Source organism: Pseudomonas sp. IPO3747, from assembly GCF_013385245.1.
GTDB lineage: Bacteria > Pseudomonadota > Gammaproteobacteria > Pseudomonadales > Pseudomonadaceae > Aquipseudomonas > Aquipseudomonas edaphica.
In genome coordinates this window covers 1018129-1041550 of record NZ_JACAQL010000002.1, presented here as the reverse complement: position 1 = coordinate 1041550, position 23422 = coordinate 1018129, and the positions used below count along the sequence as shown (strand labels likewise).

22 protein-coding genes and 1 other RNA gene are annotated in these 23422 nt (G+C 60.8%); 16 read left to right on the top strand and 7 right to left on the bottom strand.

Annotation, left to right across the window (positions count from 1 at the left end; translation table 11 throughout):
* Positions 1 to 7 precede the first annotated feature (7 nt).
* From HX790_RS06095 to HX790_RS06085, 3 genes are read right to left on the bottom strand one after another with little or no spacing between them, the layout of a single operon-like run.
* Positions 8 to 1657 carry an intermembrane transport protein PqiB gene (locus HX790_RS06095; RefSeq protein WP_017138201.1) on the bottom strand — a complete coding sequence of 550 codons (1650 nt, stop codon included), beginning with the start codon at positions 1655 to 1657 and terminating at the stop codon, positions 8 to 10.
* Entirely contained in the window at positions 1638 to 2282 is a 645-nt protein-coding gene (locus HX790_RS06090) for a paraquat-inducible protein A (protein ID WP_017138200.1), read from the bottom strand. Before HX790_RS06090 ends, HX790_RS06095 begins: the two co-directional genes overlap by 20 nt.
* Positions 2279 to 2869, bottom strand: coding sequence for a paraquat-inducible protein A (locus tag HX790_RS06085; RefSeq protein WP_169986918.1), 591 nt, complete (start codon positions 2867 to 2869; stop codon positions 2279 to 2281). The genes HX790_RS06090 and HX790_RS06085 overlap by 4 nt, the downstream gene beginning before the upstream one ends.
* Before the next feature lie 136 nt (positions 2870 to 3005).
* On the opposite strand from HX790_RS06085, the gene HX790_RS06080 reads away from it, so the two are divergent.
* Together HX790_RS06080 and HX790_RS06075 are read left to right on the top strand one after the other, a co-directional pair.
* The gene (locus tag HX790_RS06080) at positions 3006 to 3650 is read left to right on the top strand and encodes an MBL fold metallo-hydrolase (protein ID WP_176991347.1); all 645 of its coding nucleotides are present in this window, start codon (positions 3006 to 3008) and stop codon (positions 3648 to 3650) included.
* Positions 3651 to 3893: 243 nt separating this feature from the next.
* Positions 3894 to 4673 carry an OmpA family protein gene (locus HX790_RS06075; protein WP_017138197.1) on the top strand — a complete coding sequence of 260 codons (780 nt, stop codon included), beginning with the start codon at positions 3894 to 3896 and terminating at the stop codon, positions 4671 to 4673.
* 68 nt (positions 4674 to 4741) lie between these two features.
* Here the strand turns inward: HX790_RS06075 and HX790_RS06070 are convergent, their stop codons facing one another.
* The 4 genes from HX790_RS06070 to HX790_RS06055 form a co-directional block, all read right to left on the bottom strand.
* Complete coding sequence (locus HX790_RS06070) at positions 4742 to 5323, bottom strand: BON domain-containing protein (protein ID WP_017138196.1); 582 nt, start codon at positions 5321 to 5323, stop codon at positions 4742 to 4744.
* Positions 5320 to 5913 carry a phosphoheptose isomerase gene (locus HX790_RS06065; protein WP_007904374.1) on the bottom strand — a complete coding sequence of 198 codons (594 nt, stop codon included), beginning with the start codon at positions 5911 to 5913 and terminating at the stop codon, positions 5320 to 5322. The genes HX790_RS06070 and HX790_RS06065 overlap by 4 nt, the downstream gene beginning before the upstream one ends.
* A 92-nt stretch (positions 5914 to 6005) precedes the next feature.
* Complete coding sequence (locus tag HX790_RS06060; RefSeq protein ID WP_017138195.1) at positions 6006 to 6377, bottom strand: YraN family protein; 372 nt, start codon at positions 6375 to 6377, stop codon at positions 6006 to 6008.
* Positions 6377 to 8188 carry a penicillin-binding protein activator gene (locus tag HX790_RS06055; protein ID WP_176991346.1) on the bottom strand — a complete coding sequence of 604 codons (1812 nt, stop codon included), beginning with the start codon at positions 8186 to 8188 and terminating at the stop codon, positions 6377 to 6379. The genes HX790_RS06060 and HX790_RS06055 overlap by 1 nt, the downstream gene beginning before the upstream one ends.
* A gap of 165 nt (positions 8189 to 8353) precedes the next feature.
* Here HX790_RS06055 and rsmI point away from each other — a divergent pair, with 165 nt between their 5' ends.
* The 14 genes from rsmI (at position 8354) to HX790_RS05985 (ending at position 23422) form a co-directional block, all read left to right on the top strand.
* Complete coding sequence (gene rsmI / locus HX790_RS06050; protein ID WP_176991345.1) at positions 8354 to 9259, top strand: 16S rRNA (cytidine(1402)-2'-O)-methyltransferase; 906 nt, start codon at positions 8354 to 8356, stop codon at positions 9257 to 9259.
* Positions 9260 to 9355: 96 nt separating this feature from the next.
* Positions 9356 to 9709, top strand: an RNA gene (gene rnpB / locus HX790_RS06045) — RNase P RNA component class A.
* A gap of 355 nt (positions 9710 to 10064) precedes the next feature.
* Positions 10065 to 10520 (top strand): division/cell wall cluster transcriptional repressor MraZ, encoded by a 456-nt coding sequence (gene mraZ, locus HX790_RS06040; protein ID WP_003171868.1) that lies wholly within the window; start codon positions 10065 to 10067, stop codon positions 10518 to 10520.
* Positions 10517 to 11464 carry a 16S rRNA (cytosine(1402)-N(4))-methyltransferase RsmH gene (rsmH, locus tag HX790_RS06035; protein ID WP_017138192.1) on the top strand — a complete coding sequence of 316 codons (948 nt, stop codon included), beginning with the start codon at positions 10517 to 10519 and terminating at the stop codon, positions 11462 to 11464. The genes mraZ and rsmH overlap by 4 nt, the downstream gene beginning before the upstream one ends.
* Positions 11461 to 11754 carry a cell division protein FtsL gene (gene ftsL / locus HX790_RS06030; protein ID WP_003216203.1) on the top strand — a complete coding sequence of 98 codons (294 nt, stop codon included), beginning with the start codon at positions 11461 to 11463 and terminating at the stop codon, positions 11752 to 11754. The genes rsmH and ftsL overlap by 4 nt, the downstream gene beginning before the upstream one ends.
* Positions 11754 to 13496, top strand: coding sequence for a penicillin-binding protein 2 (locus HX790_RS06025; protein ID WP_169986985.1), 1743 nt, complete (start codon positions 11754 to 11756; stop codon positions 13494 to 13496). Before ftsL ends, HX790_RS06025 begins: the two co-directional genes overlap by 1 nt.
* On the top strand, positions 13496 to 14959 hold the full coding sequence (locus HX790_RS06020) for a UDP-N-acetylmuramoyl-L-alanyl-D-glutamate--2,6-diaminopimelate ligase (RefSeq protein ID WP_017138190.1): 1464 nt from the start codon (positions 13496 to 13498) through the stop codon (positions 14957 to 14959). The genes HX790_RS06025 and HX790_RS06020 overlap by 1 nt, the downstream gene beginning before the upstream one ends.
* A complete protein-coding gene (gene murF, locus HX790_RS06015) occupies positions 14952 to 16322 on the top strand; it encodes a UDP-N-acetylmuramoyl-tripeptide--D-alanyl-D-alanine ligase (protein ID WP_017138189.1) in 1371 nt (456 codons plus the stop codon). The genes HX790_RS06020 and murF overlap by 8 nt, the downstream gene beginning before the upstream one ends.
* Positions 16322 to 17404 (top strand): phospho-N-acetylmuramoyl-pentapeptide-transferase, encoded by a 1083-nt coding sequence (gene mraY / locus HX790_RS06010; RefSeq protein ID WP_017138188.1) that lies wholly within the window; start codon positions 16322 to 16324, stop codon positions 17402 to 17404. Before murF ends, mraY begins: the two co-directional genes overlap by 1 nt.
* A gap of 6 nt (positions 17405 to 17410) precedes the next feature.
* Positions 17411 to 18757, top strand: coding sequence for a UDP-N-acetylmuramoyl-L-alanine--D-glutamate ligase (gene murD, locus HX790_RS06005; RefSeq protein ID WP_176991344.1), 1347 nt, complete (start codon positions 17411 to 17413; stop codon positions 18755 to 18757).
* Positions 18754 to 19971 carry a putative lipid II flippase FtsW gene (gene ftsW / locus HX790_RS06000; RefSeq protein WP_020372698.1) on the top strand — a complete coding sequence of 406 codons (1218 nt, stop codon included), beginning with the start codon at positions 18754 to 18756 and terminating at the stop codon, positions 19969 to 19971. The genes murD and ftsW overlap by 4 nt, the downstream gene beginning before the upstream one ends.
* Positions 19961 to 21031, top strand: a complete 1071-nt coding sequence (gene murG / locus HX790_RS05995) for an undecaprenyldiphospho-muramoylpentapeptide beta-N-acetylglucosaminyltransferase (protein WP_017138185.1) — start codon at positions 19961 to 19963, stop codon at positions 21029 to 21031. The genes ftsW and murG overlap by 11 nt, the downstream gene beginning before the upstream one ends.
* Entirely contained in the window at positions 21024 to 22469 is a 1446-nt protein-coding gene (gene murC / locus HX790_RS05990) for a UDP-N-acetylmuramate--L-alanine ligase (protein WP_017138184.1), read from the top strand. The genes murG and murC overlap by 8 nt, the downstream gene beginning before the upstream one ends.
* The gene (locus HX790_RS05985; protein WP_017138183.1) at positions 22466 to 23422 is read left to right on the top strand and encodes a D-alanine--D-alanine ligase; all 957 of its coding nucleotides are present in this window, start codon (positions 22466 to 22468) and stop codon (positions 23420 to 23422) included. The genes murC and HX790_RS05985 overlap by 4 nt, the downstream gene beginning before the upstream one ends.

The window sequence follows — 23422 nt, the reverse complement described above, 5'->3', positions numbered from 1 at the left end:
CCAATGGTCATTTGCGCGGCGGCCCTTGCAGGTCTGTTGGCGCGGCGTTGTCAGGGCGACCGCGGATCAGCGATTCCGGATGCCGGCCCAGGTAGTCCGACAGTTCGCGCAAGGAGCGCGACATGCGTGCCAGTTCATCCAGGGTCTGGGTCAGTTGTTCACGCTGCGGCGAGTCTTCGGCCAGGGTTGAGTTGGCCGACTGCAAGGTCTTGCTCACGTCACCCAGGGTGCTCTGCACGCCAGGCAGGGTCTTGGCGTTGAACTGGGCAAGGCTTTTGCGCAGCTCAACCAGGCTGCCGTCGAGGTTGCCGGCGATGCGCTCCATCGGCAGTTGGTTGACCTTGTTGACGATGCCTTCGAGTTTCTCCTGCAACTGTTCCAGATTGCCGGGGATGGTCGGAATGTTGACCGGGCGCAGGTTCGGGTCAAACGTGACTTTGTCGGCTTTCGGGAAAAAATCCAGGGCGATGTACAGCTGGCCGGTCAGCAGGTTGCCGCTGCGGGCCTGAGCGCGCAGGCCGTTTTCGATAAAGGTGCCGATCAGGCGCACGCCGCCTGCTTCATCGTTAGGGTCATGGTTGGTGGCCTTGAGCAGCTTGGTGTTGGCTTCGCCGAGCAATTGCGGGTAAATCACGATGCCGACGTTGATCGGGAAACTGCGTTTTTTGGCATCGAAGTCCAGGTTGATCGACACCACTTTGCCGAACTCGACCCCAAGAAATTCCACCGGCGCGCCGACCTTGAGCCCACGCAATGCCTGATCAAAACGCAGCGCCATGTATTGCCCTTGACCGTTGGGCGGGGCGAGGGCGCTTTGCTGGTCGTCGAACAGTTCATAGGTGTGATCTTCGCTGGCCGGTTTGTCGTTGGGGCTGTAGGGCGGTGCCTGGAATGCGATGCCGCCGGCCAACATCGATGACAAGGACTCGGTTTTCAGCGCAAAACCATTGGCGCCGACGCTCAGGTCAATGCCGCTGGCATTCCAGAATCGCGTGTTTTCGGTGACGTACACATCATTGGGCGCATGCACGAAAACCTCGATCTTCACGCCCTTGCCATCGTCATCCAGCTCGTAGGCCACCACCTGGCCCACCGGGATCTTGCGGTAGTACACCGGCGAGCCGATATCCAGGGAGCCCAGGCCCTGGGTATGCAACGTGAAGCGTTTGCCCGGCTCGCCATAGGTGATGGGCGGCGGGTTTTCCAGGCCCTTGAACTGTTTGGCGCGGGTATCGGATTGGCCGATATCGGCACCGATATAGTCACCGGACAGCAGGGTATCGATGCCCGACACGCCACCGGCACCGATGCGCGGGCGCACCACCCAGAACTTGGAGTCTTCACGGGTGAAGCTTTCCGCCTGCTTGGCCAACTTGATGGTGGCGTTGACGCTTTTCTGGTCATCGCTCAAGGCCACATCCGAGACTTGGCCGATCACCACGTTGCGGTATTTGACTTCGGTTTTATTGGCGACCAGGCCGTTGCCGGTCTTGAAGTTGAGGACGATGATAGGCCCCTGTTGCAGCACGCTGTGTACCACCAGCGAGATGCCCACCAGCACCGCCACGATCGGCACGATCCACACCAGCGAAACGCTGAAGCGCCGCGTCTTGATCGCCGGTGAGCCGGCGGGGGTGTCAGTGTTGCGTGAACTCATCCGAGATCTCCTCGTTGTGTGGGTTTTCCCAGATCAGGCGCGGGTCGAAACTCATCGCCGCGAGCATGGTGAACACCACCACCAGACCAAAAAACAAAATGCCCAGGCGCGGCTCGATGGTGCCCAGCGCCTGGAACTTGACCAGCGCGGCCACCAGCGCGACCACAATCACATCGAGCATGGACCAGTAGCCGATCAGCTCGACAAACCGAAACAGCTTCGAGCGCTCCTTGCGCGCCCACAGGCTGTTGCGCTGCACGGTGACCAGCAGCAGGGTCAGCGAGAGAAACTTGATACCCGGCACCGCAATGCTGGCAATGAAAATGATCAGGGCAATGTCCCAGGCACCATGCTGCCAGAACTCCAGCACGCCGCTCATGATGGTGCTGTCCGCGCCGGAACCAAGCAGGGTGGTGTTCATCACTGGCAATAAATTCGCCGGGATATAAAACGCCAGTGCCGTGAGCATGTAGGCCCAGGTGCGGGTCAGCGAGTGGAGTTTGCGCCGATGCAGCGGCGCGCCGCAGCGTTCACACTCGCTGGGTTCGTCGCGCATGTCGCACGGCTGGCCGCAGGTATGGCACAGGCACAGGTTGAGTTCACGGGCGGTCGGTGGTGAGTTCATACGGCGTCCCACAAGTCGCGTACGTCACGCCCGGCGATGCGAATCAGCAGCAAGGCGAGGGCGGCGAGGGCGAACAGGCCGGTGCCGGGGATCACGTCGAGCATGCCGGCCAGCTTGAACACCGCAACCATGGCGCCCAGCAGGCAGACTTCGAGCATGCTCCACGGCCTCAGCGCTTCCAGCCAGCGCATGCACAGTTTGAACGCTGGCGAGCGCTTGCCGGCCAGGGCGAAACTCAGCACCCACATCAGCAAGAGCAACTGAAACACCGGCGCGATGATGATCGAGATCGCCGCGACCAGCGCAATAAAAGTGATCGGCCCCAGGCTCAGCGCGACCACCGAGTCCCACAGGGTCGCGCTGTTTTTCAAGCCTTTGAGGCTGATGCTCATCACCGGATAGAAATTGGCAAAGGTCCACAGCACCGCTGCGGTAACGGTCAGCGCGAGGCGCTGTTGCACCGACAACCCGTTGTAGCGCTGCAACACGCCCGCGCAACGGGTGCACAGGGCCTTTTGATGTTTGGCGAGCGTGACCTTTTCGTACACGCAATCGCAGTGTTCGCAGATGATCCGAGAATTGGCCATACGTCTTGCTCCAAATGCGACGCTGCGGTGCGGGTTCCATGGCGCTGGAGTAGCTTAGCAGTTGAGGCTCTTCGAATCCGCAGCAAGCTCCACCATACTGCGCCTGGAATGTGCCATAGAGCTTGCAGGAACGCCCATGAATATCGAAAAACCCGTGCTGATCCGCGAAACCTTCCCCGTCGGCCCTTTGCAGTGCAACTGCACCATCATTGGCGATCCGATCAGCAAAAAAGCCATTGTGGTCGACCCGGGCGGCAATCACGAGCTGATCCTGGCGCGCCTTGATGCGCTGGGCCTCAAGGTGGTGAGCATTATCCACACCCACGCCCACTTGGATCACTTCCTGGCGTCCGGCCAGTTGAAAGAGAAGACCGGCGCCACGCTGCATTTGCACAAAGAAGACCAATTTCTTTGGGATAACCTGGAAATGCAATGCCAGATGTTTCGTGTGCCCTACACGCCGGTGCCGTCGCCGGACCGCTGGCTGGAGGACGACGAGGAGTTGGCGTGTGGTTGTGGGGTGGAGCTGCATACGCCGGGGCACACACCGGGTTCGATGAGCTTCTGGTTTGCCGATGCCAAGCTGCTGATCGCCGGCGATACCTTGTTCAAGCGCGGCGTGGGGCGTACCGACCTGTGGGGTGGCGACCAGGCGACTATCGTGCGCTCGATCAAGCAGCGGTTGTACACCCTGGATGAGGGCGCGACCGTGGTGACAGGGCATGGGCCGGACACCTGTTTGGGTGATGAGATGCGCGAGAACCCGTTTGTGCGGGCTTGAGGGTACGCCTGGAAATAATTCCTGGGCGGGGGCTGTTCTCTCACAACCACCGCAGTAGCAAAAAACGCAGGTCGCGTTCAGCCTGCGTCTGCTACGGTTTCCCTGGCGGTGATAGGGGCCAGTATTTTGTTCTGGCTCGGGACGTGGCCACGGAATTTTTACCGTTTGTCGCGTTCCAAACTCCGCACAGGTCGATTGCCAATGTCCTCTGCACCACAGAATGCAAAAGTAGGAGCTCCCTTCATGTTCACTCCGCGTCGTCTGCTTGTTGTCGCTACCGCCGTAGCCCTGTTGTCCGGCTGCGCTTCACCTAATCCTTATGGCGGCAGCCAGGGACAGGCCAGCAACGGTTCCGAAGGGGGTATCAGCAAAACCGCCAAATACGGCGGCCTGGGTGCTCTGGCCGGTGCGCTGGCGGGTGCTGCCATCGACCATAACAACCGTGGCAAGGGCGCACTGATCGGTGGTGCTATTGCAGGCCTGGGCGCCGCCGGTTATGGCTACTACGCCGACCAGCAGGAAAAGAAACTGCGCGAAAGCATGGCCAACACCGGTGTTGAAGTGCAGCGCCAGGGCGACCAGATCAAGTTGATCATGCCGGGTAACATTACCTTCGCGACCAACTCCGACGCCATCGCCAGCAGTTTTTACCAGCCGCTCAACAACCTGGCCAACTCCCTCAAGCAGTTTAACCAGAACACCATCCAGATCGTCGGCTACACCGACAGCACGGGCAGCCGCCAGTTGAACATGGACCTGTCCCAGCGTCGTGCCCAGAGCGTGGCCAACTACCTGACCTCTCAAGGCGTCAGCCCGACCAACCTGAGCGCCCGCGGTGCCGGCCCGGATAACCCGATTGCCAGCAACGCCGATGTGAATGGCCGTGCCCAGAACCGTCGTGTAGAAGTTAACCTCGGCCCGATCCCCGGCCAGCAATACGGCCAGCCTGGTCAACAGCAGCAACAACAGGCGCCGCAGCAGAACAACCAGTTCCAGGGCAACCCGTACCAGCAATACCAGTAAACCCTGGGTAATAAAAAGGGCGCCGTGCAGTCAATGCACGGCGCCCTTTTTTGTGGCTGGCGATTACATCAGTCGATGTATTCGAACACTTTCACGATCTTCTGCACGCCGGACACGCCCTGTACCAGGTTGGCGGCACGGGTGGCTTCTGCCTGGGTCAGCAGGCCCATCATGTAGACGATCCCATTATCGGTGACGATCTTGATGCGCGAGCCGGGTACACCGCTGTCGGTGAGCATCTGCGCCTTGATCTTGGTGGTCAGCAGCGCATCGTTGCTGATGGCCAGCAGGGTGATCGGGTCCATGACCTGCAGCTCGTTGTGGACCTTCTTGACCCGCTGGACCGTCGAGGCGGCTTGTTCGGCCTGGGCCTTGAGGTCGGCACGCGGCGTCTGCCCGGCCAGCAGTACCACGCCGTTGAAACTGGTGACTACAATGCGCGAGGCGCCGTTGCCCAGGTCGGTAGCGGCCTTGGCGACGTTGACCTTGACCTTGGTTTCGATCAGCGAATCGTCGATGGTGCTGCCAAAAGTGCGTGTGCCCCGGTCATCCTGAATGGGTGTGTCGCGTGTCGCAGTGATTGCCGTGCTGCACCCGCTGATGGCGAGGCACAGCGTAATGGCCAAAAGGCTGAGGCGGTTAACGGTCATTCTTCACTCCCGAACAGTTGGCTGTCGATCAGATCGCACAGGCAGTGGATCGCCAGCAGGTGGACTTCTTGAATGCGTGCAGTGACGTTGGCCGGGACACGGATCTCCACGTCCTCAGGCAATAACAGTGAGGCCATGCCGCCGCCGTCGCGCCCGGTCAAGGCTACGACAATCATTTCGCGGTCATGTGCGGCCTGGATCGCTTGAATAATGTTCGCCGAGTTGCCGCTGGTAGAAATAGCCAGCAACACATCGCCGGGTTGGCCCAGGGCGCGGATCTGCTTGGAGAAGATTTCGTTGTAGCTGTAGTCGTTGGCGATCGAAGTGATCGTCGACGAATCGGTGGTCAGCGCGATGGCCGGCAGGCTCGGGCGCTCGCGCTCGAAGCGGTTGAGCAGCTCGGAGGAAAAGTGCTGGGCATCACCGGCCGAACCGCCGTTGCCGCACGAAAGCATCTTGCCCTCGTTGAGCAAGGCATTGACCATGACCTGACTGGCTTGCTCGATGTGCGGTGCAAGTACGTCCATCGCCTGTTGCTTGGTGTCGATGCTGGCCTGGAAAAGCTGGCGAATTCGGGATTGCATGTCCATCTGTGTGACCTTAAGTAGCGCGGCTGTTTGGCACAAAAATGTGCAGCCCGCAAAGCAAAGAGCAAAAGTGTGTGGTGAAGATATCCGGGCAATCAGCTGTCGAAGGCATTCTTGAGCCAGTTCAAATCAGCTGGGCCTGCCGGTGTGCTTTCCATGGCAACCACATCGAAACGGCAGGGGCTGTCAGCCCAGCGATGCTCTTTTTGCAGGAAAAACTGCGCGGCGAGTATCAGCTTCTGACGCTTGCGCCCATCGATACTGGCGAGCGCGCCACCCCATTGTGCGTGTTTTCTGTAGCGGACTTCGACGAATACTACTGTATCGCCGTCAAGCATGACCAGATCAAGCTCACCGCGTTTACATAACCAGTTCTGCGCCAGAAGGCGCAGACCCTGTTGTTGCAGATAGTTCAGAGCTTGCAGTTCGGCGTCCTTGCCGCTTTGAGCGCTGGACCGCTCGAGCATCAGCGCGGGGTGTCCGGCAGGCGTTGAATCTCGCCGCCGACGAACTTCGCCCATGGCATCTGGCGGTCAACACGCTGGTAGGCGCCGATACCCAGGTTGCCCGACAGGCCGTCAACGCGAGTGTCCGGCAATGCCTTGAGTTGGCCCAGGCGCGGTGCCAGGCGGTAGGCGTCCACGCCCATCGCATACAGGCGGCCAAGGCTGCCATTGGCCTGTGGCCATTGCGCGGCAACCTGGTTGCGCAGCGGGTCGGTGGTGTTGAGCAGCCACGGGGTTTCGCAGAACATCACGTTGGTCATGTCCAGGTACTGGTTTTTGTCGCCGCTGGCGCTGAACACGTGGGACGTCGCATACACAGGCACATCACCGGCGTACTGGAAGTTAAGTGTCGGTTTGATCTGCTGGGCCAGTTGCGGCGTCACAGCCAGGAAAATGAACTCGATGTCCTGGCGACGCGAAGGTTGCGCGGCGACGTCGGTGCCGACGGTGCTTTGCAGGCTCTTGGCGCGGCCTTCGCTTTTACGCAGCTGGAACAGGTCAGCAATCTGCTGGGCGAGGGCCACCGGCTGATCGACGTACTCAACGCCAACCACGGTGCCGCCGTTGGCTTCCCAGTCCTGACGGAAGGCTTTATAGACGCGCTCACCCCATTCGCCACGCGGCACCATGGCGGCGGCGCGGTGCAGGCCGTCGGCACGGGCGCGACGCGAGACTTCGCGGGCTTCGTCTTCAGCGGCCAGGCCGAACTGGAACAGTTGCGGCGGGTTTTCGTTAAGTTCGCTGTAGTTCAGGCCCAGGGTGGTGATCGGTAATTGCCCGCGGGAGGCGAGCTGCTTGACCAGTGGTTTCTCCAGCGGGCCGACTACCAGTTGCACGCCGGCAGCCTGGGCCTTGGCGTAGAAGTCGTCGAGGGAGGTCAGGCGCGAGCTGTCATAGAACTCGATCACCGGCGGCTTCTGCCCGGCTTGTTCAGCCTGGAAGTGCGCCGCCATGAAGCCTTCGCGCAGCGCCTTGCCGACCGCCGCCAAAGGGCCTTCCTGCGGCAGCAGCAACGCGATTTTGGTCAGCGGCTGGCTGGCCAGCTCCTTGAGCTTGGCCAGCGGGGTCGGCAGGTTGACTGCCGCCGGGTGGCCTGGGTTCTGCGCGCGCCAGGTATCAATGGCGGCTTGCTGTTGTTCCAGGGTGCCGGCGCCTTTGATTGCCTGGGCCAGGGTGATCCAGCCGTCGAGGGTCGGGTTGCCGCTGGCTTGCAGTTGCTCTGCAGGCAGCGCGGCGACCAGCGCCCAGATGGCTTCGTGGTTGCTCTTGGCGGCATCACCCGTCAGCAACGGGGCCATGGCCACCCGCTCACGCGCGGCAGCCAAAGTCTGGCCATCGGCTTCATAGGCGCGAGCATGCACGGTGCCGGTACGGATCTGCTGGCCAGTCGGCAGCTCCTTCAGGCTTTGCAGGCTGGGGTGGTTCAGGGCGGCCAGAGCCGCTTTGGGTTGGTTGCGCGCCATGGCCAGTTCCGCGGCCAGGGTGCTGGCAAAGACTTGTGCGGCCGGCTTCAGGACATCCAGGGGCACCTGCGCAAGAATCTGCGACGAGCGGCCAGGGTTGTTCTGGTGGTAGGCCAGGTCTGCCGCACTCAGGCGCAGCATCGCGGCCTTTTCTGGCGTACTGGCCTTGGTGGCCTGTTCGAGCAGTTGCTCGATACTGGCATCCGGGGTCCGGGGGAGGTCGCCAAGGCTGGACGAGGGCGAGCTGGCGCACGCGGCCAGTAAGGCAGCGAGGCAGAGGGCGGAGAGCAGCCGCAGGCAAGCGATCATGTAAGTGTTCCTGATACCGATCAAATTAGCGTGGAATTGTACCCAAGCACTGGCCCAGGCGCGATGTTACTGGCGTGAAACCATCGATTTAGGTCGTGTAAATGTTGCGAGCCGGCATCGATGGCCGACCTCGAGGGCATATTATCGAGGCGCCTACGCGCTACAATGCGACTTTTCCTTACCATCGAGGTGTGCGTTTTGACTGCTCCAGGTCCTTTGAATTCCACTGCAGGCTCGCTTTTTGTCGTGGCGACGCCCATTGGCAACCTGGACGACATCAGTGCTCGGGCGCTGAAAGTGTTGCGTGACGTAAAATTGATCGCGGCGGAAGACACGCGGCACTCCCAGCGTTTGATGCAGCATTTTGGTATCAGCACGCCATTAGCCGCGTGCCATGAGCATAACGAGCGAGAAGAAGGCAGCCGTTTTATCACGCGCTTGCTGGCGGGTGACGATGTGGCGTTGATCTCGGATGCCGGCACTCCGTTGATTTCCGACCCTGGCTATCACCTGGTTCGCCAGGCGCGTGCCGCTGGTATCAATGTAGTGCCAGTTCCGGGAGCGTGCGCGCTGATTGCGGCATTATCGGCCGCCGGGTTGCCGTCGGACCGTTTTATCTTCGAAGGTTTCCTGCCCGCCAAGGCGGTTGGGCGCCGTGCGCGACTGCAAGCGTTAAAGGAAGAGCCGCGTACGTTGATCTTTTACGAGGCGCCGCACCGCATTCTCGAGTGCTTGCAGGACATGGAGCTGGTGTTCGGCGGCGAACGCCTGGCGCTGTTGGCTCGGGAGCTGACCAAGACCTTCGAGACCCTCAAAGGCTTGCCGTTGGAAGAGCTGCGTGCGTTCGTTGAGGGCGACAGCAACCAGCAGCGCGGTGAGTGCGTGGTGCTGGTGGCCGGCTGGACCGCACCGGAAAATGAAGGCGCGGTGGGCAGCGAGGCTATGCGCATCCTGGATCTGCTGCTTAAGGAAATGCCCCTGAAGCGTGCGGCAGCCCTGGCGGCTGAAATTACCGGCTTGCGTAAGAACGTGCTGTATCAAGTCGCGCTGGATAAGCAGAAAGCCGAATAGTTCCGGGGTTACGCCGGTATCCCGTCCGAACGTGATGGCATTGCTGCACTTTTAATACTTGTCCTCAAGCCGTCGTGCCGTTAACCTGCGCGGCGGAGAGTCGATTGGACAGTCGCTGCCCTCTATGAAAATTAGGGGGGGGAGGAAAGTCCGGGCTCCATAGGGCGAAGTGCCAGGTAATGCCTGGGAGGCGTGAGCCTACGGAAAGTGCCACAGAAAATAACCGCCTAAGCACTTCGGTGCCGGTAAGGGTGAAAAGGTGCGGTAAGAGCGCACCGCACGACTGGCAACAGTTCGTGGCTAGGTAAACCCCACTTGGAGCAAGACCAAATAGGGTCCCAAGGCGTGGCCCGCGCTGGGACCGGGTAGGTTGCTAAAGATGTCCAGTGATGGCCATCGTAGACGAATGACTGTTCAAGACAGAACCCGGCTTACAGATCGACTCTCCACCTTTTTTCCTTCTGCCCGAATCTCGGGCAGAAAACCGGTAGTAACGCAAGAATCCCTCCCTGCCAAATCATTGGCAGATGCATCTTCGTAATACCAAAAAAATCTTACTCTTAATAAATTACTTTAACTTTAAGCCGTAGCTCCATGAGCTATTTGCGGTTGCTGAGTCAAAAACATCGCCAAACTCGCGTTTCTCCTCCTTTTACGTTCCTAAATCTCCGTTCTGTAAGGCTTTTCCTTGAATCCGCGCCTTGACGGTGTGGTGGGCGCATTCCTATAGTGTGCGCAAGTGGCGGAAAGTGGCACAAAGTGGGTTTTTTGAACGTAAAACGCTAAAATTTGGAGAAACGCATCTGTGTTTCGCGGAGCTAACGCTATCAGTCTCGATGCAAAAGGCCGTCTCGCCATGCCGAGCCGGTATCGTGACGAGCTCATTTCGCGAAGTTCAGGCCAGTTAATCATCACGATTGACGCCGTTGACCCTTGTTTGTGTGTTTACCCCCTCGATGAGTGGGAGTTGATCGAAACCAAGTTGCGCGCTCTGCCTTCATTGCGTGAAGAAAACCGCCGCCTGCAGCGTCTGCTGATCGGTAATGCCGTCGACCTTGAACTCGATGGCAGTGGTCGTTTCCTGGTGCCGCCGCGCTTGCGCGAGTACGCCAAGCTGGATAAGCGCGCAATGCTGGTGGGCCAACTGAACAAGTTCCAATTGTGGGACGAAGATGCCTGGGATGCTGTTTCTGCAGCAGACCTGGCTGCTATTCAACAACCGGGCGCTATGCCTGATGAACTGCGTGATTTGATCCTGTGACTATTGATAGCGGCTTTAACCACATCACCGTACTGCTTGACGAAGCCGTTGAGGCTCTCGCCGTACGCGCGGATGGCTGCTATGTGGATGGCACCTTCGGCAGGGGCGGGCACAGCCGGTTGATACTCAGCCAGCTCGGCTCCGACGGTAAACTCCTCGGGTTCGACAAAGACCCTCAAGCGATTGCCACCGGGCAAGCGCTAGCGGCCGAAGACGGCCGCTTTGTCGTTGTGCAGCGCAGCTTTGCCGAGCTGGGTGCCGAAGTCGCCGAGCGCGGCATGGCAGGTAAGGTAGCCGGGGTTTTGCTCGACTTGGGCGTATCTTCGCCACAGCTTGACGACCCCGAGCGCGGCTTCAGTTTCATGAACGACGGCCCGCTCGACATGCGCATGGACCCGACTCGTGGCATCAGCGCTGCGCAGTTCATCGCCACTGCACCCCATGAAGAAATTACTCGCGTGTTCAAGGAATACGGCGAAGAACGCTTCGCCGGCCGCATGGCCCGTGCCGTGGTTGAGCGCCGTGAAATCCAGCCGTTCGAGCGCACCGCCGACCTGGCTGAAGTGCTCAAGGTCGCAAACCCTGCGTGGGAAAAGGGCAAGAACCCGGCAACCCGTGCGTTCCAGGGTCTGCGCATTCACGTCAATAACGAACTGGGCGATCTGGAAGCCGGGCTCGAAGCCGCACTGGACGCCTTGGAAGTGGGTGGTCGCCTGGTGGTGATCAGCTTCCACTCCCTGGAAGACCGCATCGTCAAACTGTTCATGCGTCGTCTGGTCAAGGGCGAGTCCGATAACCTGCCGCGCAACCTGCCGGTGCGTTTCGAAGCCTTTGTGCCGAAAATCAAAATCCATGGCAAAGCGCAGTTCGCCTCCGAAGCCGAACTCAAGGCCAACCCACGTTCCCGTAGCGCCGTTATGCGCGTCGCGGAGAAGCTGCGGTGAGCAAGCTTTTCGCCAAGCCCCTCCCGGGCGGCAGCTTCTTTATGTTGCTGTTGTTTGTCGGCGTGCTGGTGTCCGCAATTGCGGTGTCTTACAGCGCCCACTACAACCGTCAATTGCTTAACACCCTGTACGGGGAATTGAGCGTGCGTGACAAAGCGCAGGCGGAATGGGGCCGGTTGATCCTTGAACAAAGCACCTGGACGGCCCATAGCCGTATTGAAGTGCTGGCCACCGAACAGCTGAAAATGCACATTCCTGGTGCGGCCGAAGTGCGGATGGTGGCGCCATGATGAAACTTGAAGGTGCACTTTACCCGTGGCGCTTTCGCCTGATGCTCGGCATCTTGGCTTTGATGGCCGGCGCGATTGCATGGCGGATTATCGACCTGCAAGTGATCGACCGCGACTTCCTGATCGGCGAGGGTAATGCCCGTAGCCTGCGGCATATCCCGATTCCTGCGCACCGCGGCCTGATCACCGACCGTAATGGCGAGCCTCTGGCCGTGAGTACGCCGGTGACCACCCTGTGGGCCAATGCCAAGGAACTGCAAACCGCCAAGGACAAATGGCCTGAGCTGGCTGCCGCGCTGGGCCAGGACCCTAAAGCCTTGAGCGAGCGTCTGGAAGCCCAGGCCAACAAGGAATTCATCTATCTGGTGCGTGGGCTGACGCCTGAGCAGGGCCAGCAAGTGCTCGACCTTAAAGTCCCCGGTGTCTATGGCATCGAGGAGTTTCGTCGTTTCTACCCGGCGGGTGAAACCACCGCGCATATGGTTGGCTTTACCGACATTGATGACCACGGCCGTGAAGGTGTGGAGCTGGCCTACGACGAATGGCTGGCCGGCGTGCCCGGCAAACGGCAGGTCATCAAGGATCGACGCGGCAGACTGATTAAAGATGTCCAGGTGACCAAAAACGCCAAGGCCGGTAAGCCCTTGGCGTTGTCGATTGACCTGCGTCTGCAGTACCTGGCCAACCGCGAGCTGCGTAACGCGATCATCGAGAACGGCGCCAAGGCCGGTAGCCTGGTGATCATGGACGTCAAGACCGGCGAGATCCTCGCCATGGTCAACCAGCCGACCTACAACCCGAACAACCGTCGAAACCTGCAACCGGCGATGATGCGTAACCGCGCCATGATCGACGTGTTCGAGCCGGGTTCGACCATGAAAGCCATTTCCATGAGTGCCGCCCTGGAAACCGGGCGCTGGAAGCCGAGCGACAAGGTCGAGGTTTACCCAGGCACCTTGCAGTTGGGCAAATACACCATTCGTGACGTGTCCCGCAGCGAAGGGCCAGTGTTGGATTTGACAGGTATCCTGATCAACTCCAGTAACGTCGGCATGAGTAAGGTCGCCTTCGATATCGGCGGCGAAACCATCTATCACCTGGCGCAAAAAATCGGCTTGGGCCAACCCACCGGCCTGGATTTCCCAGGCGAGCGCGTGGGCAACCTGCCGAACTACCGCGACTGGAAAAAAGCCGAGACTGCCACGCTCTCCTACGGCTACGGCCTGTCGGTAACCGCGATCCAGCTGGCCCATGCGTTCTCTGTATTGGCCAATAATGGCCGTATGGTTCCACTGAGCTTGATTCACGTCGACGAAGCGCCGAAAGCCACCCAGGTAATCCCGGAAAAAGTCGCCAAGACCATACAAGGCATGCTGCAACAAGTGATCGAAGCCCCGCGCGGTGTGTTCCGGGCACAGGTGCCGGCTTATCACGTGGCCGGCAAGTCTGGTACTGCACGTAAAACCTCGGTCGGCACCAAGGGCTACGCCGAAAACTCTTACCGCTCGCTGTTCGCCGGCTTCGGTCCGATGAGCGATCCGCGCTACGCCATCGTCGTAGTGATTGATGAACCGAGCAAGGCCGGCTACTTCGGTGGCCTGGTGTCGGCTCCGGTATTCAGCAAAGTGATGTCCGGCACCCTGCGCCTGATGAATATCACGCCGGATAACCTGCCGCCGACTCAACAAGCGAACGCAGGACCACCGGCCGCAGCTGTCAAAGCCAATGGAGGGCGCGGCTGATGTCTCTTAGCCTGAACAAGATTTTTGCCCACGCCGGACGCGATCTGCTGATTCGTGAATTGAGCCTGGACAGCCGTAATGTACGCGCCGGTGATCTGTTCCTGGCGGTGCCCGGCGGCAAGCTCGATGGCCGTGCACATATCGCCGATGCCCTGCAACGAGGCGCGGCCGCCGTGGCTTATGAAGTGGAAGGCGCCACCGTGCTGCCGATCACCGACGTGCCCTTGATTCCGGTCAAGGGCCTGGCCGCGCAACTGTCGGACATCGCCGGGCGTTTTTATGGTGACCCGAGCCGTCAGTTGAACCTGATCGGTGTGACTGGCACCAATGGCAAGACCAGCGTGACCCAATTGGTTGCGCAGGCACTCGACCTGCTAGGCCAGCATTGCGGCATTGTCGGCACCCTGGGCACGGGTTTTTACGGTGCGCTGCAAAGCGGCCTGCACACCACGCCGAACCCGATCGCCGTGCAAGCGACCCTGGCCGACCTGAAAAAGGCCGGTGCCAAGGCGGTTGCCATGGAAGTGTCATCCCACGGTCTGGACCAGGGCCGTGTGACTGCCTTGGCGTTTGACGTGGCGGTAATGACCAACCTGTCTCGCGACCACCTCGACTACCACGGCACCATGGAGGCGTACGCCGCCGCTAAGGCCAAGCTGTTCGCCTGGAATGACCTGAAGTGCCGGGTGGTAAACCTGGATGACGCATTCGGCCGTCAACTGGCTGCCGAAGACAGCGAAGCACGCCTGATCACCTACAGCCTGGAAGATTCCAGCGCGTATCTGTATTGCCGTGAAGCCCAATTTAATGACGAAGGCGTGCTCGCCACGCTGGTCACGCCCCAGGGCGAACACCACTTGCGCAGCACCTTGCTTGGGCGTTTCAACCTGAGCAACGTGCTCGCGGCTGTTGGCGCATTGCTTGGCCTGGATTACGCCCTGGACGAAATCCTGCGCGTGCTGCCCAAACTCGAAGGCCCGGCCGGCCGTATGCAGCGTTTGGGTGGCGGCTCTCAGCCACTGGTGGTGGTCGATTACGCCCACACTCCGGACGCGCTGGAAAAAGTCCTCGAAGCCCTGCGCCCACACGCCAAGGGCAAATTGCTCTGCCTGTTCGGCTGCGGCGGTGACCGTGATCGCGGCAAGCGCCCGCTGATGGCTGAAATCGTCGAGCGCCTGGCCGATGGCGTACTCGTTACCGACGACAACCCACGCAGCGAAGACCCGAACCAGATTTTCGACGACATCCGTGTCGGCTTTAAAGACGCCACCAAGGCCACCTTCGTTGCCGGTCGCGGCGCCGCCATTGCCCAGCTGATCGCCAGCGCCAGTGCTGAGGACGTGGTGGTACTGGCTGGTAAAGGTCACGAGGACTACCAGGAAATCAACGGCGAACGCCATGCCTTCTCCGATCTGGTCGAGGCTGATCACGCCCTGACTGCCTGGGAGGTCGCCCATGCTTAAAGCGATGAAGTTCAGCGAACTGACCCAGGCCTTGTCGGCCCGCGTAGTGTCGAGCGATTGCAGCTTCGACGGCGTCAGTATCGACAGTCGCAACATCAAGCCGGGGCAACTGTTTATTGCACTGGCCGGCCCGCGTTTCGATGGGCACGACTACCTGAACGAAGTAGCCGCCAAAGGTGCCGTGGGTGCCTTGGTGCAGCGTGAAGTCACGGACTCGACGCTGCCGCAATTGCTGGTCGCCGATACCCGCCTGGCCCTCGGGCTGTTGGGCGCGCTGAACCGCGCCGCATTTGATAAGCCCGTTGCCGCCATCACTGGCTCCAGCGGCAAAACCACGGTCAAGGAACTGCTTGCCGGCGTGCTGCGCACGCGCGGGCCGGTGCTCGCCACCCGTGGCAACCTGAACAATGATTTCGGCGCTCCACTGACCCTGCTCGAACTGGCCCCGGAACACACGGCGGCGGTAATCGAGCTGGGCGCTTCGCGCGTCGGCGAAATTGCTTACACCGTGGCGCTGACCAAGCCTCACGTGGCAATTATCAACAATGCCGGCACCGCCCACGTGGGCGAGTTCGGTGGCCCGGAAAAAATCGTCGAAGCCAAGGGCGAAATCCTCGAAGGCCTCGATGCCTCGGGCACGGCTGTATTGAACCTCGACGACAAGGCCTTCGAGACCTGGCGTGTGCGCGCCGCCGGTCGCAAGGTGCTGACGTTTGCCGTGCTCAACGCGGCGGCTGATTTCCACGCAGCCGACATCACCGTCGACGCCCGTGGTTGCCCGTCCTTCACCTTGCACACACCGCAAGGCAGCGAGCACGTGCAACTGAACCTGCTGGGCAACCATAACGTCGCCAATGCCTTGGCCGCCGCCGCTGCCGCCTCCGCCCTGGGCGTATCGCTGTTCGGTATCGCTACCGGCCTGGGCGCGGTGCAGCCGGTCAAAGGCCGCACCGTGGCACAACTGGCGACCAATGGCATGCGTGTGATTGATGACACCTACAACGCCAACCAGTCCTCCGTCTGCGCCGCTATTGACCTGCTTAAAAGCTTCGCCGGGCGCAAGGTGCTGGTGCTGGGCGATATCGCCGAATTGGGCGACTGGGCCGAGCAGTCCCACCGTGAAGTCGGCGCCTACGCGAGCGGTAAAGTCGACGCGCTTTACGCCGTTGGCCCGAACATGGCCCACGCCGTTGACGCCTTCGGCCTCGGTGCGCGGCATTTCGCTACCCAGGCCGAGCTGATCCAGGCACTGGTGGCGGCTGAACACGACAAACACACAACCATTTTGATCAAGGGATCGCGCAGCGCGGTGATGGAAAACGTCGTCGCGGCCTTGTGTGGCTCAAGTACGGAGAAACATTAATGCTGCTGCTGCTGGCTGAGTATCTGCAACAGTTCCACAAAGGCTTCGCGGTCTTTCAGTACCTGACCCTGCGCGGGATCCTGGGTGTGCTGACTGCGCTGTCTTTGTCGCTGTTCCTGGGGCCGTGGATGATCCGCACCCTGCAGAACCTGCAAATTGGTCAATCGGTTCGTAATGACGGCCCGCAGTCGCACCTGTCCAAATCCGGCACCCCGACCATGGGCGGTGCGCTGATCCTGTCTTCCATCGGTATCAGCACCTTGCTGTGGGCCGACCTGCATAACCGCTACGTGTGGACGGTGCTGCTGGTGACCCTGTTGTTCGGCGCGATCGGCTGGGTCGATGACTACCGCAAAGTGATCGAGAAAAACTCCAAGGGACTGCCAAGCCGCTGGAAGTACTTCTGGCAGTCGGTGTTTGGCCTTGGCGCTGCGATCTTCCTGTACATGACCGCGCCAAGCGCCGTCGAAACCACCTTGATCATTCCGATGCTCAAGGACGCCAGCATTCCCTTGGGCGTTGGCTTTGTGGTGCTGACCTACTTCGTGATCGTCGGCTCCAGCAACGCGGTGAACCTGACCGACGGCCTCGACGGTCTGGCGATCATGCCGACCGTGATGGTCGGTGGCGCGCTCGGTATCTTCTGCTACCTGTCGGGTAACGTGAAATTCGCTGAATACCTGCTGATCCCGTATGTGCCGGGCGCAGGTGAGTTGATCGTGTTCTGCGGCGCGCTGATCGGTGCCGGCCTGGGCTTCCTGTGGTTCAACACCTATCCCGCACAAGTCTTCATGGGCGACGTCGGCGCGCTGGCGCTGGGCGCAGCCTTGGGCACCATCGCGGTGATCGTCCGTCAGGAAATCGTGTTGTTCATCATGGGCGGTGTGTTCGTGATGGAAACCCTGTCGGTGGTCATCCAGGTGGCCTCCTTCAAATTGACCGGGCGCCGCGTGTTCCGTATGGCGCCGATTCACCACCACTTTGAACTCAAGGGCTGGCCCGAGCCGCGTGTGATTGTCCGTTTCTGGATCATCACCGTGATTCTGGTACTGGTCGGCCTTGCCACCCTGAAACTGAGGTAGAAACGAGTGTCCCTGATCGCTTCAGACCACTTCCGCATCGTTGTCGGCCTCGGCAAGAGCGGCATGTCCCTGGTTCGCTTCCTGGCGAACCGGGGCACGTCGTTTGCCGTGGCCGATACGCGGGAAAATCCACCGGAGCTGGTCACGCTGCGCCGTGACTACCCGCACGTGGAAGTGCGTTGTGGCGAGCTGGATGTCGAGTTTCTGTGCCGTGCCGACGAGCTCTACGTGAGCCCCGGCCTGGCCCTGGCGACACCGGCCCTGCAAGCGGCAGCGGCGCGTGGCGTGAAGCTGTCCGGCGACATCGACCTGTTTGCGCGCTATGCGAAGGCACCGATCGTGGCCATCAGCGGCTCCAACGCGAAAAGCACCGTGACCACCCTGGTCGGCGAGATGGCGGCTGCGGCCGGCAAGCGCGTGGCCGTGGGCGGTAACCTCGGCACGCCAGCGCTGGACCTGCTCAGCGACGACATCGAGTTGTACGTGATGGAACTGTCGAGCTTCCAGCTCGAAACCACCCACGATCTGGGGGCTGAAGTCGCCACCGTGTTGAACGTGAGTGAAGACCACATGGACCGCTACAGCGGCCTGCCGGCGTACCACCTGGCCAAGCACCGGATTTTCCGTGGTGCCAGGCAATTTGTGGTCAACCGCCAGGATGCCCTGAGCCGTCCGCTGATGGGCGAAGGCATGCCCTGCTGGACCTTTGGCCTGGGCAAGCCGGATTTCAAAGCCTTCGGCATTCGCGAAGAGAACGGCGAGAAATACCTGGCCTTCGAATTCCAGAACCTGATGCCGGTACGTGAATTGAAAATCCATGGCGCGCACAACCAATCCAATGCATTGGCGGCCCTGGCGTTGGGTCACGCCGTCGGCCTGCCATTTGATGCGATGCTGTCGAGCCTGCGCACCTTCGGCGGCCTCGAGCATCGCTGCCAGTGGGTACGCGACCTCAATGGCGTGAGCTACTACAACGATTCCAAGGCCACCAACGTGGGTGCCGCACTGGCTGCCATCGAAGGGCTCGGCGCTGATATCGACGGCAAGCTTGTGCTGATCGCCGGTGGCGACGGCAAGGGTGCCGACTTCAAAGACCTTAAAGGCCCGGTGGCTGCACATTGCCGCGCCGTGGTGCTGATCGGCCGTGACGCGGACTTGATCGCCGCCGCGTTGGGCGACGCAGTACCGCAGGTACGCGCAACCTCGCTGGACGATGCGATTGCTCAATGCAAGGCCCTGGCCCAGCCGGGGGATGCGGTGTTGCTGTCGCCGGCGTGCGCCAGTTTCGACATGTTCAAGAACTACGAAGAGCGCGGCCAGCTGTTCGCTCGCGCCGTGGAGGCCTTGGCATGAATTTCAGAAATATTATCAAGCCGTACCCGTCGCCGATCATCACAGGTCGCGGTATCGACCTCGACTTCCCAATGCTCGCCGGCTGCCTGGCGCTGCTGGGCCTGGGGTTGGTCATGATCACTTCGGCGTCCTCGGAAGTGGCCGCAGTGCAGTCGGGCAACACCCTGTACATGATGATCCGTCACCTGGTGTACCTGGTGATCGGTCTCGGCGCCTGCATCGTCACCATGATGATCCCTATCGCTACCTGGCAGCGCCTGGGTTGGCTGATGCTGATCGGCGCGTTTGGTTTGTTGATCATGGTGATCCTGCCCGGCATCGGCCGTGAGGTGAACGGTTCGATGCGCTGGATCGGCTTCGGCGCGTTTAACGTGCAGCCGTCGGAAATCGCCAAGGTGTTCGTGGTGATCTACCTCGCCGGTTACCTGGTCCGTCGCCAGAAAGAAGTACGCGAAAGCTGGATGGGCTTCTTCAAGCCGTTCATCGTGCTGCTGCCCATGGCTGGCCTGTTGCTGATGGAGCCCGACTTCGGTGCCACCGTCGTAATGATGGGCGCGGCGGCGGCGATGCTGTTTCTCGGCGGTGTGGGCTTGTTCCGGTTCGCCATGATGGTGGTGCTGGCGGTGGTCGCGGTTTACCTGCTGGTGGAAGCACAACCGTACCGTATGGCGCGCCTGATTACCTTTACCGACCCCTGGTCCGATCAGTTCGGCTCCGGCTACCAGTTGACCCAGGCGCTGATCGCCTTTGGTCGCGGCGGATGGCTGGGTGTTGGGCTGGGCAATAGCGTGCAGAAGCAGTTTTACCTGCCGGAAGCGCATACCGACTTCGTGTTCTCCGTGCTGGCCGAAGAACTCGGTGCCGTGGGTTCCCTGTGCACCGTTGCACTGTTCATGTTCGTCTGCGTACGGGCGCTTTACATCGGTCTTTGGGCCGAGAAAGCCAAGCAGTTTTTCGCAGCTTATGTCGCCTACGGCTTGGCGTTTTTGTGGATTGGTCAGGTGCTGATCAACATCGGGGTAAACATCGGTCGCTTGCCGACCAAGGGTTTGACCCTGCCGTTTCTCAGCTACGGCGGCAGCTCGTTGGTTATCTGCTGCGTGTGCCTGGGCTTGCTGCTGCGCATCGAGTGGGAGAGTCGCACCCACCTGGGCAGCGAAGAGATGGAATTCAGCGAGAGCGATTTTGCCGAGGAGCCGGACCATGGGCGCTAATGTGCTGATCATGGCAGGCGGCACCGGGGGCCATGTGTTCCCGGCCCTGGCTTGCGCGCGCGAATTCCAGAACCGTGGCTACACCGTGCATTGGCTCGGTACGCCACGTGGCATCGAAAACGAATTGGTCCCGAATGCCGGCTTGCCGCTGCACTTGATCAACGTCACCGGCTTGCGTGGCAAGGGCAAGTTGTCCCTGCTCAAGGCGCCGTTCGTGTTGCTCAAGGCGGTGTGGCAGGCGCGCAAAGTGATTCGTGAGTTGAAGCCGGTGTGCGTGCTGGGCTTTGGTGGTTATGTGACTGGCCCTGGTGGTGTTGCCGCCAAGCTCGCCGGCGTACCGGTGATCGTGCACGAACAGAACGCCGTTGCCGGCACTGCCAACCGCCTGTTGGTGCCGTTGGCCAGCCGAGTGTGCGAGGCGTTCCCGAAGACTTTTGGCGCCTCGGACAAGTTGCGTACCACCGGCAACCCGGTGCGCACCGAACTGTTCATGGCCATTGCCCGTCAGGCGCTGGAGGGCCGTAAGCCACACTTGCTGATCCTGGGCGGAAGCCTGGGCGCGGAGCCGTTGAACAAATTGCTGCCCGAAGCCTTGGCGCTGCTGCCCGTGGACCTGCGTCCCGAAGTGTTCCACCAGGCCGGTAAAAACCACGATGAAATCACCGCTGCCCGCTATCGCGAGGCCGGTGTCGAGGCGAACGTACAGCCTTTCATCAAAGACATGGCCCATGCCTATGGCTGGGCCGACCTGGTGGTCTGTCGCGCTGGTGCGCTGACCGTCAGTGAACTGGCCGCCGCCGGTCTGCCGTCCTTGCTGGTGCCTTTGCCCCACGCCATCGACGATCACCAGACCCGCAACGCCGAATATTTGGCCGGGGAGGGCGCTGCCTTCCTGCTGCCGCAAAGAACGACTGGCGCCGCCGATTTGGCCGCACGCCTGACCGAGGTTTTGATGCAACCGGAACGACTCAACAGCATGGCGAGCACCGCAAGCCGCCTGGCTAAACCTGACGCAACCCGCACCGTGGTCGATATCTGCCTGGAGGTGGCCCATGGTTGAGAATCAGAAAGCCATGCCGCAGCCCGAAATGCGCCGCATCCGTCGTATCCACTTCGTCGGCATCGGCGGCGTGGGCATGTGCGGGATTGCCGAAGTACTGCTGAACCTGGGTTATCAGGTATCCGGCTCGGACTTGAAAGAGTCGCCGGTGACCGATCGCCTGAAAACCTTCGGCGCACAGATCTTTATCGGCCACCGCGCCGAGAACGCCGCCGAGGCTGACGTGCTGGTAGTATCCAGCGCCGTGAACACCTCCAACCCGGAAGTGGCCACCGCCCTTGAGCGCCGTATTCCAGTGGTGCCACGCGCCGAGATGCTGGCCGAGCTGATGCGCTATCGCCACGGTATCGCCGTGGCTGGTACGCACGGCAAAACCACCACCACCAGCCTGATCGCCTCGGTGTTCGCCGCCGGTGGCCTGGACCCGACCTTCGTGATTGGTGGCCGCCTGAATGCAGCCGGCACCAATGCCCAGCTCGGCACCAGCCGTTACCTGATCGCCGAAGCCGATGAAAGTGATGCGAGCTTCCTGCACCTGCAGCCGCTGGTCGCTGTGGTGACCAACATCGACGAAGACCACATGGCCACCTACGACGGTGACTTCAACAAGTTGAAGAAAACCTTCGTCGAGTTCCTGCACAACTTGCCGTTCTACGGTTTGGCCGTGGTGTGCCTGGACGATCCGGTGGTGCGTGAGATCCTGCCATCGGTCAAACGCCCAACCGTGACCTACGGCTTCAGCGAAGACGCCGACGTGCGCGCGATCAATGTGCGCCAGGAAGGCATGCAAACCTTCTTCACCGTGCTGCGCCCTGACCGCGAGCCGTTGGACGTATCGGTGAACATGCCGGGCAACCACAACGTATTGAACTCGCTGGCGACCATTTGCATTGCTTCCGATGAAGGCGTCAGCGATGAAGCCATCGTCGAAGGCCTGTCGCGCTTTGCCGGTGTCGGCCGGCGCTTCCAGGTCTACGGTCAACTGCCGGTAGAAGGCGGCGACGTGATGCTGGTGGACGACTACGGTCACCACCCAACTGAAGTTGCAGCCGTTATTAAAGCCGTGCGCGGTGGCTGGCCGGAGCGCCGTCTGGTGATGGTTTACCAGCCGCATCGCTACAGCCGCACCCGCGACCTGTACGACGACTTTGTGAATGTATTGGCCGATGCCAACGTGCTGCTGCTGATGGAAGTCTACCCGGCCGGTGAAGAGCCGATTCCGGGCGCCGACAGCCGCAAGCTGTGCAACAGCATCCGTCAGCGTGGCCAGTTGGACCCGATCTACATCGAGCGCGGTGTGGACCTGGCGCCGATCGTCAAGCCGCTGCTGCGTGCCGGTGACATCCTGCTGTGCCAGGGCGCCGGTGATATCGGTGGCCTTGCGCCCAAGCTGCTCGCCAGCCCGCTGTTTGCGGCTGCAAAGGGGAAGTCGAAATGATCACGCATTACGACACTCTGTTCTCGACCATAACGCCTGCCGACTTCGGCCGCGTAGCGGTATTGTTCGGCGGCAAGAGCGCTGAGCGCGAAGTCTCGCTCAAGTCCGGCAATGCCGTACTGGAAGCGCTGCAAAGCGCCGGCGTAAACGCATTCGGTATCGATGTGGGCGATGATTTCCTTGCCCGCTTGCAGGCCGAGAAGATCGACCGTGCCTTCATCATTCTGCACGGCCGTGGCGGTGAAGACGGCAGCATGCAAGGCTTGCTCGAGTGCGCTGGCATCCCTTACACCGGCAGCGGAATCCTCGCTTCGGCACTGGCCATGGACAAGTTGCGCACCAAGCAGGTGTGGCACAGCCTGGGTATTCCAACCCCACGTCACAGCGTGCTGTGCAGCGAAGACGATTGTATTTCTGCAGCCAAGGAACTGGGCCTGCCTTTGATCGTCAAACCTGCCCATGAAGGCTCCAGTATCGGCATGGCCAAAGTGAACTCGGCCGCCGAATTGATCGACGCATGGAAAGCGGCAAGTACCTACGATTCGCAAGTGTTGGTGGAACAGTGGATCCAGGGTCCCGAGTACACCATCGCCACCCTGCGTGGCCAGGTATTGCCGCCTATCGCATTGGGCACGCCCCACACCTTTTACGACTACGACGCCAAGTACGTGGCTTCCGATACTCAGTACCGGATCCCGTGTGGCCTCGACGCAACCAAGGAACAGGAATTGATGGACCTCACGGCGAAAGCCTGTGAGGCACTGGGTATCGCCGGTTGGGCGCGGGCAGACGTGATGCAGGATGACCAAGGGAATTTCTGGTTCCTTGAAGTCAACACCGCTCCCGGCATGACCGACCACAGCCTGGTACCTATGGCAGCCCGTGCTGCCGGTCTGGATTTCCAGCAGTTGGTGCTGGCGATCCTGGCCGCAAGCATTGAGCCAAGAGGCTAA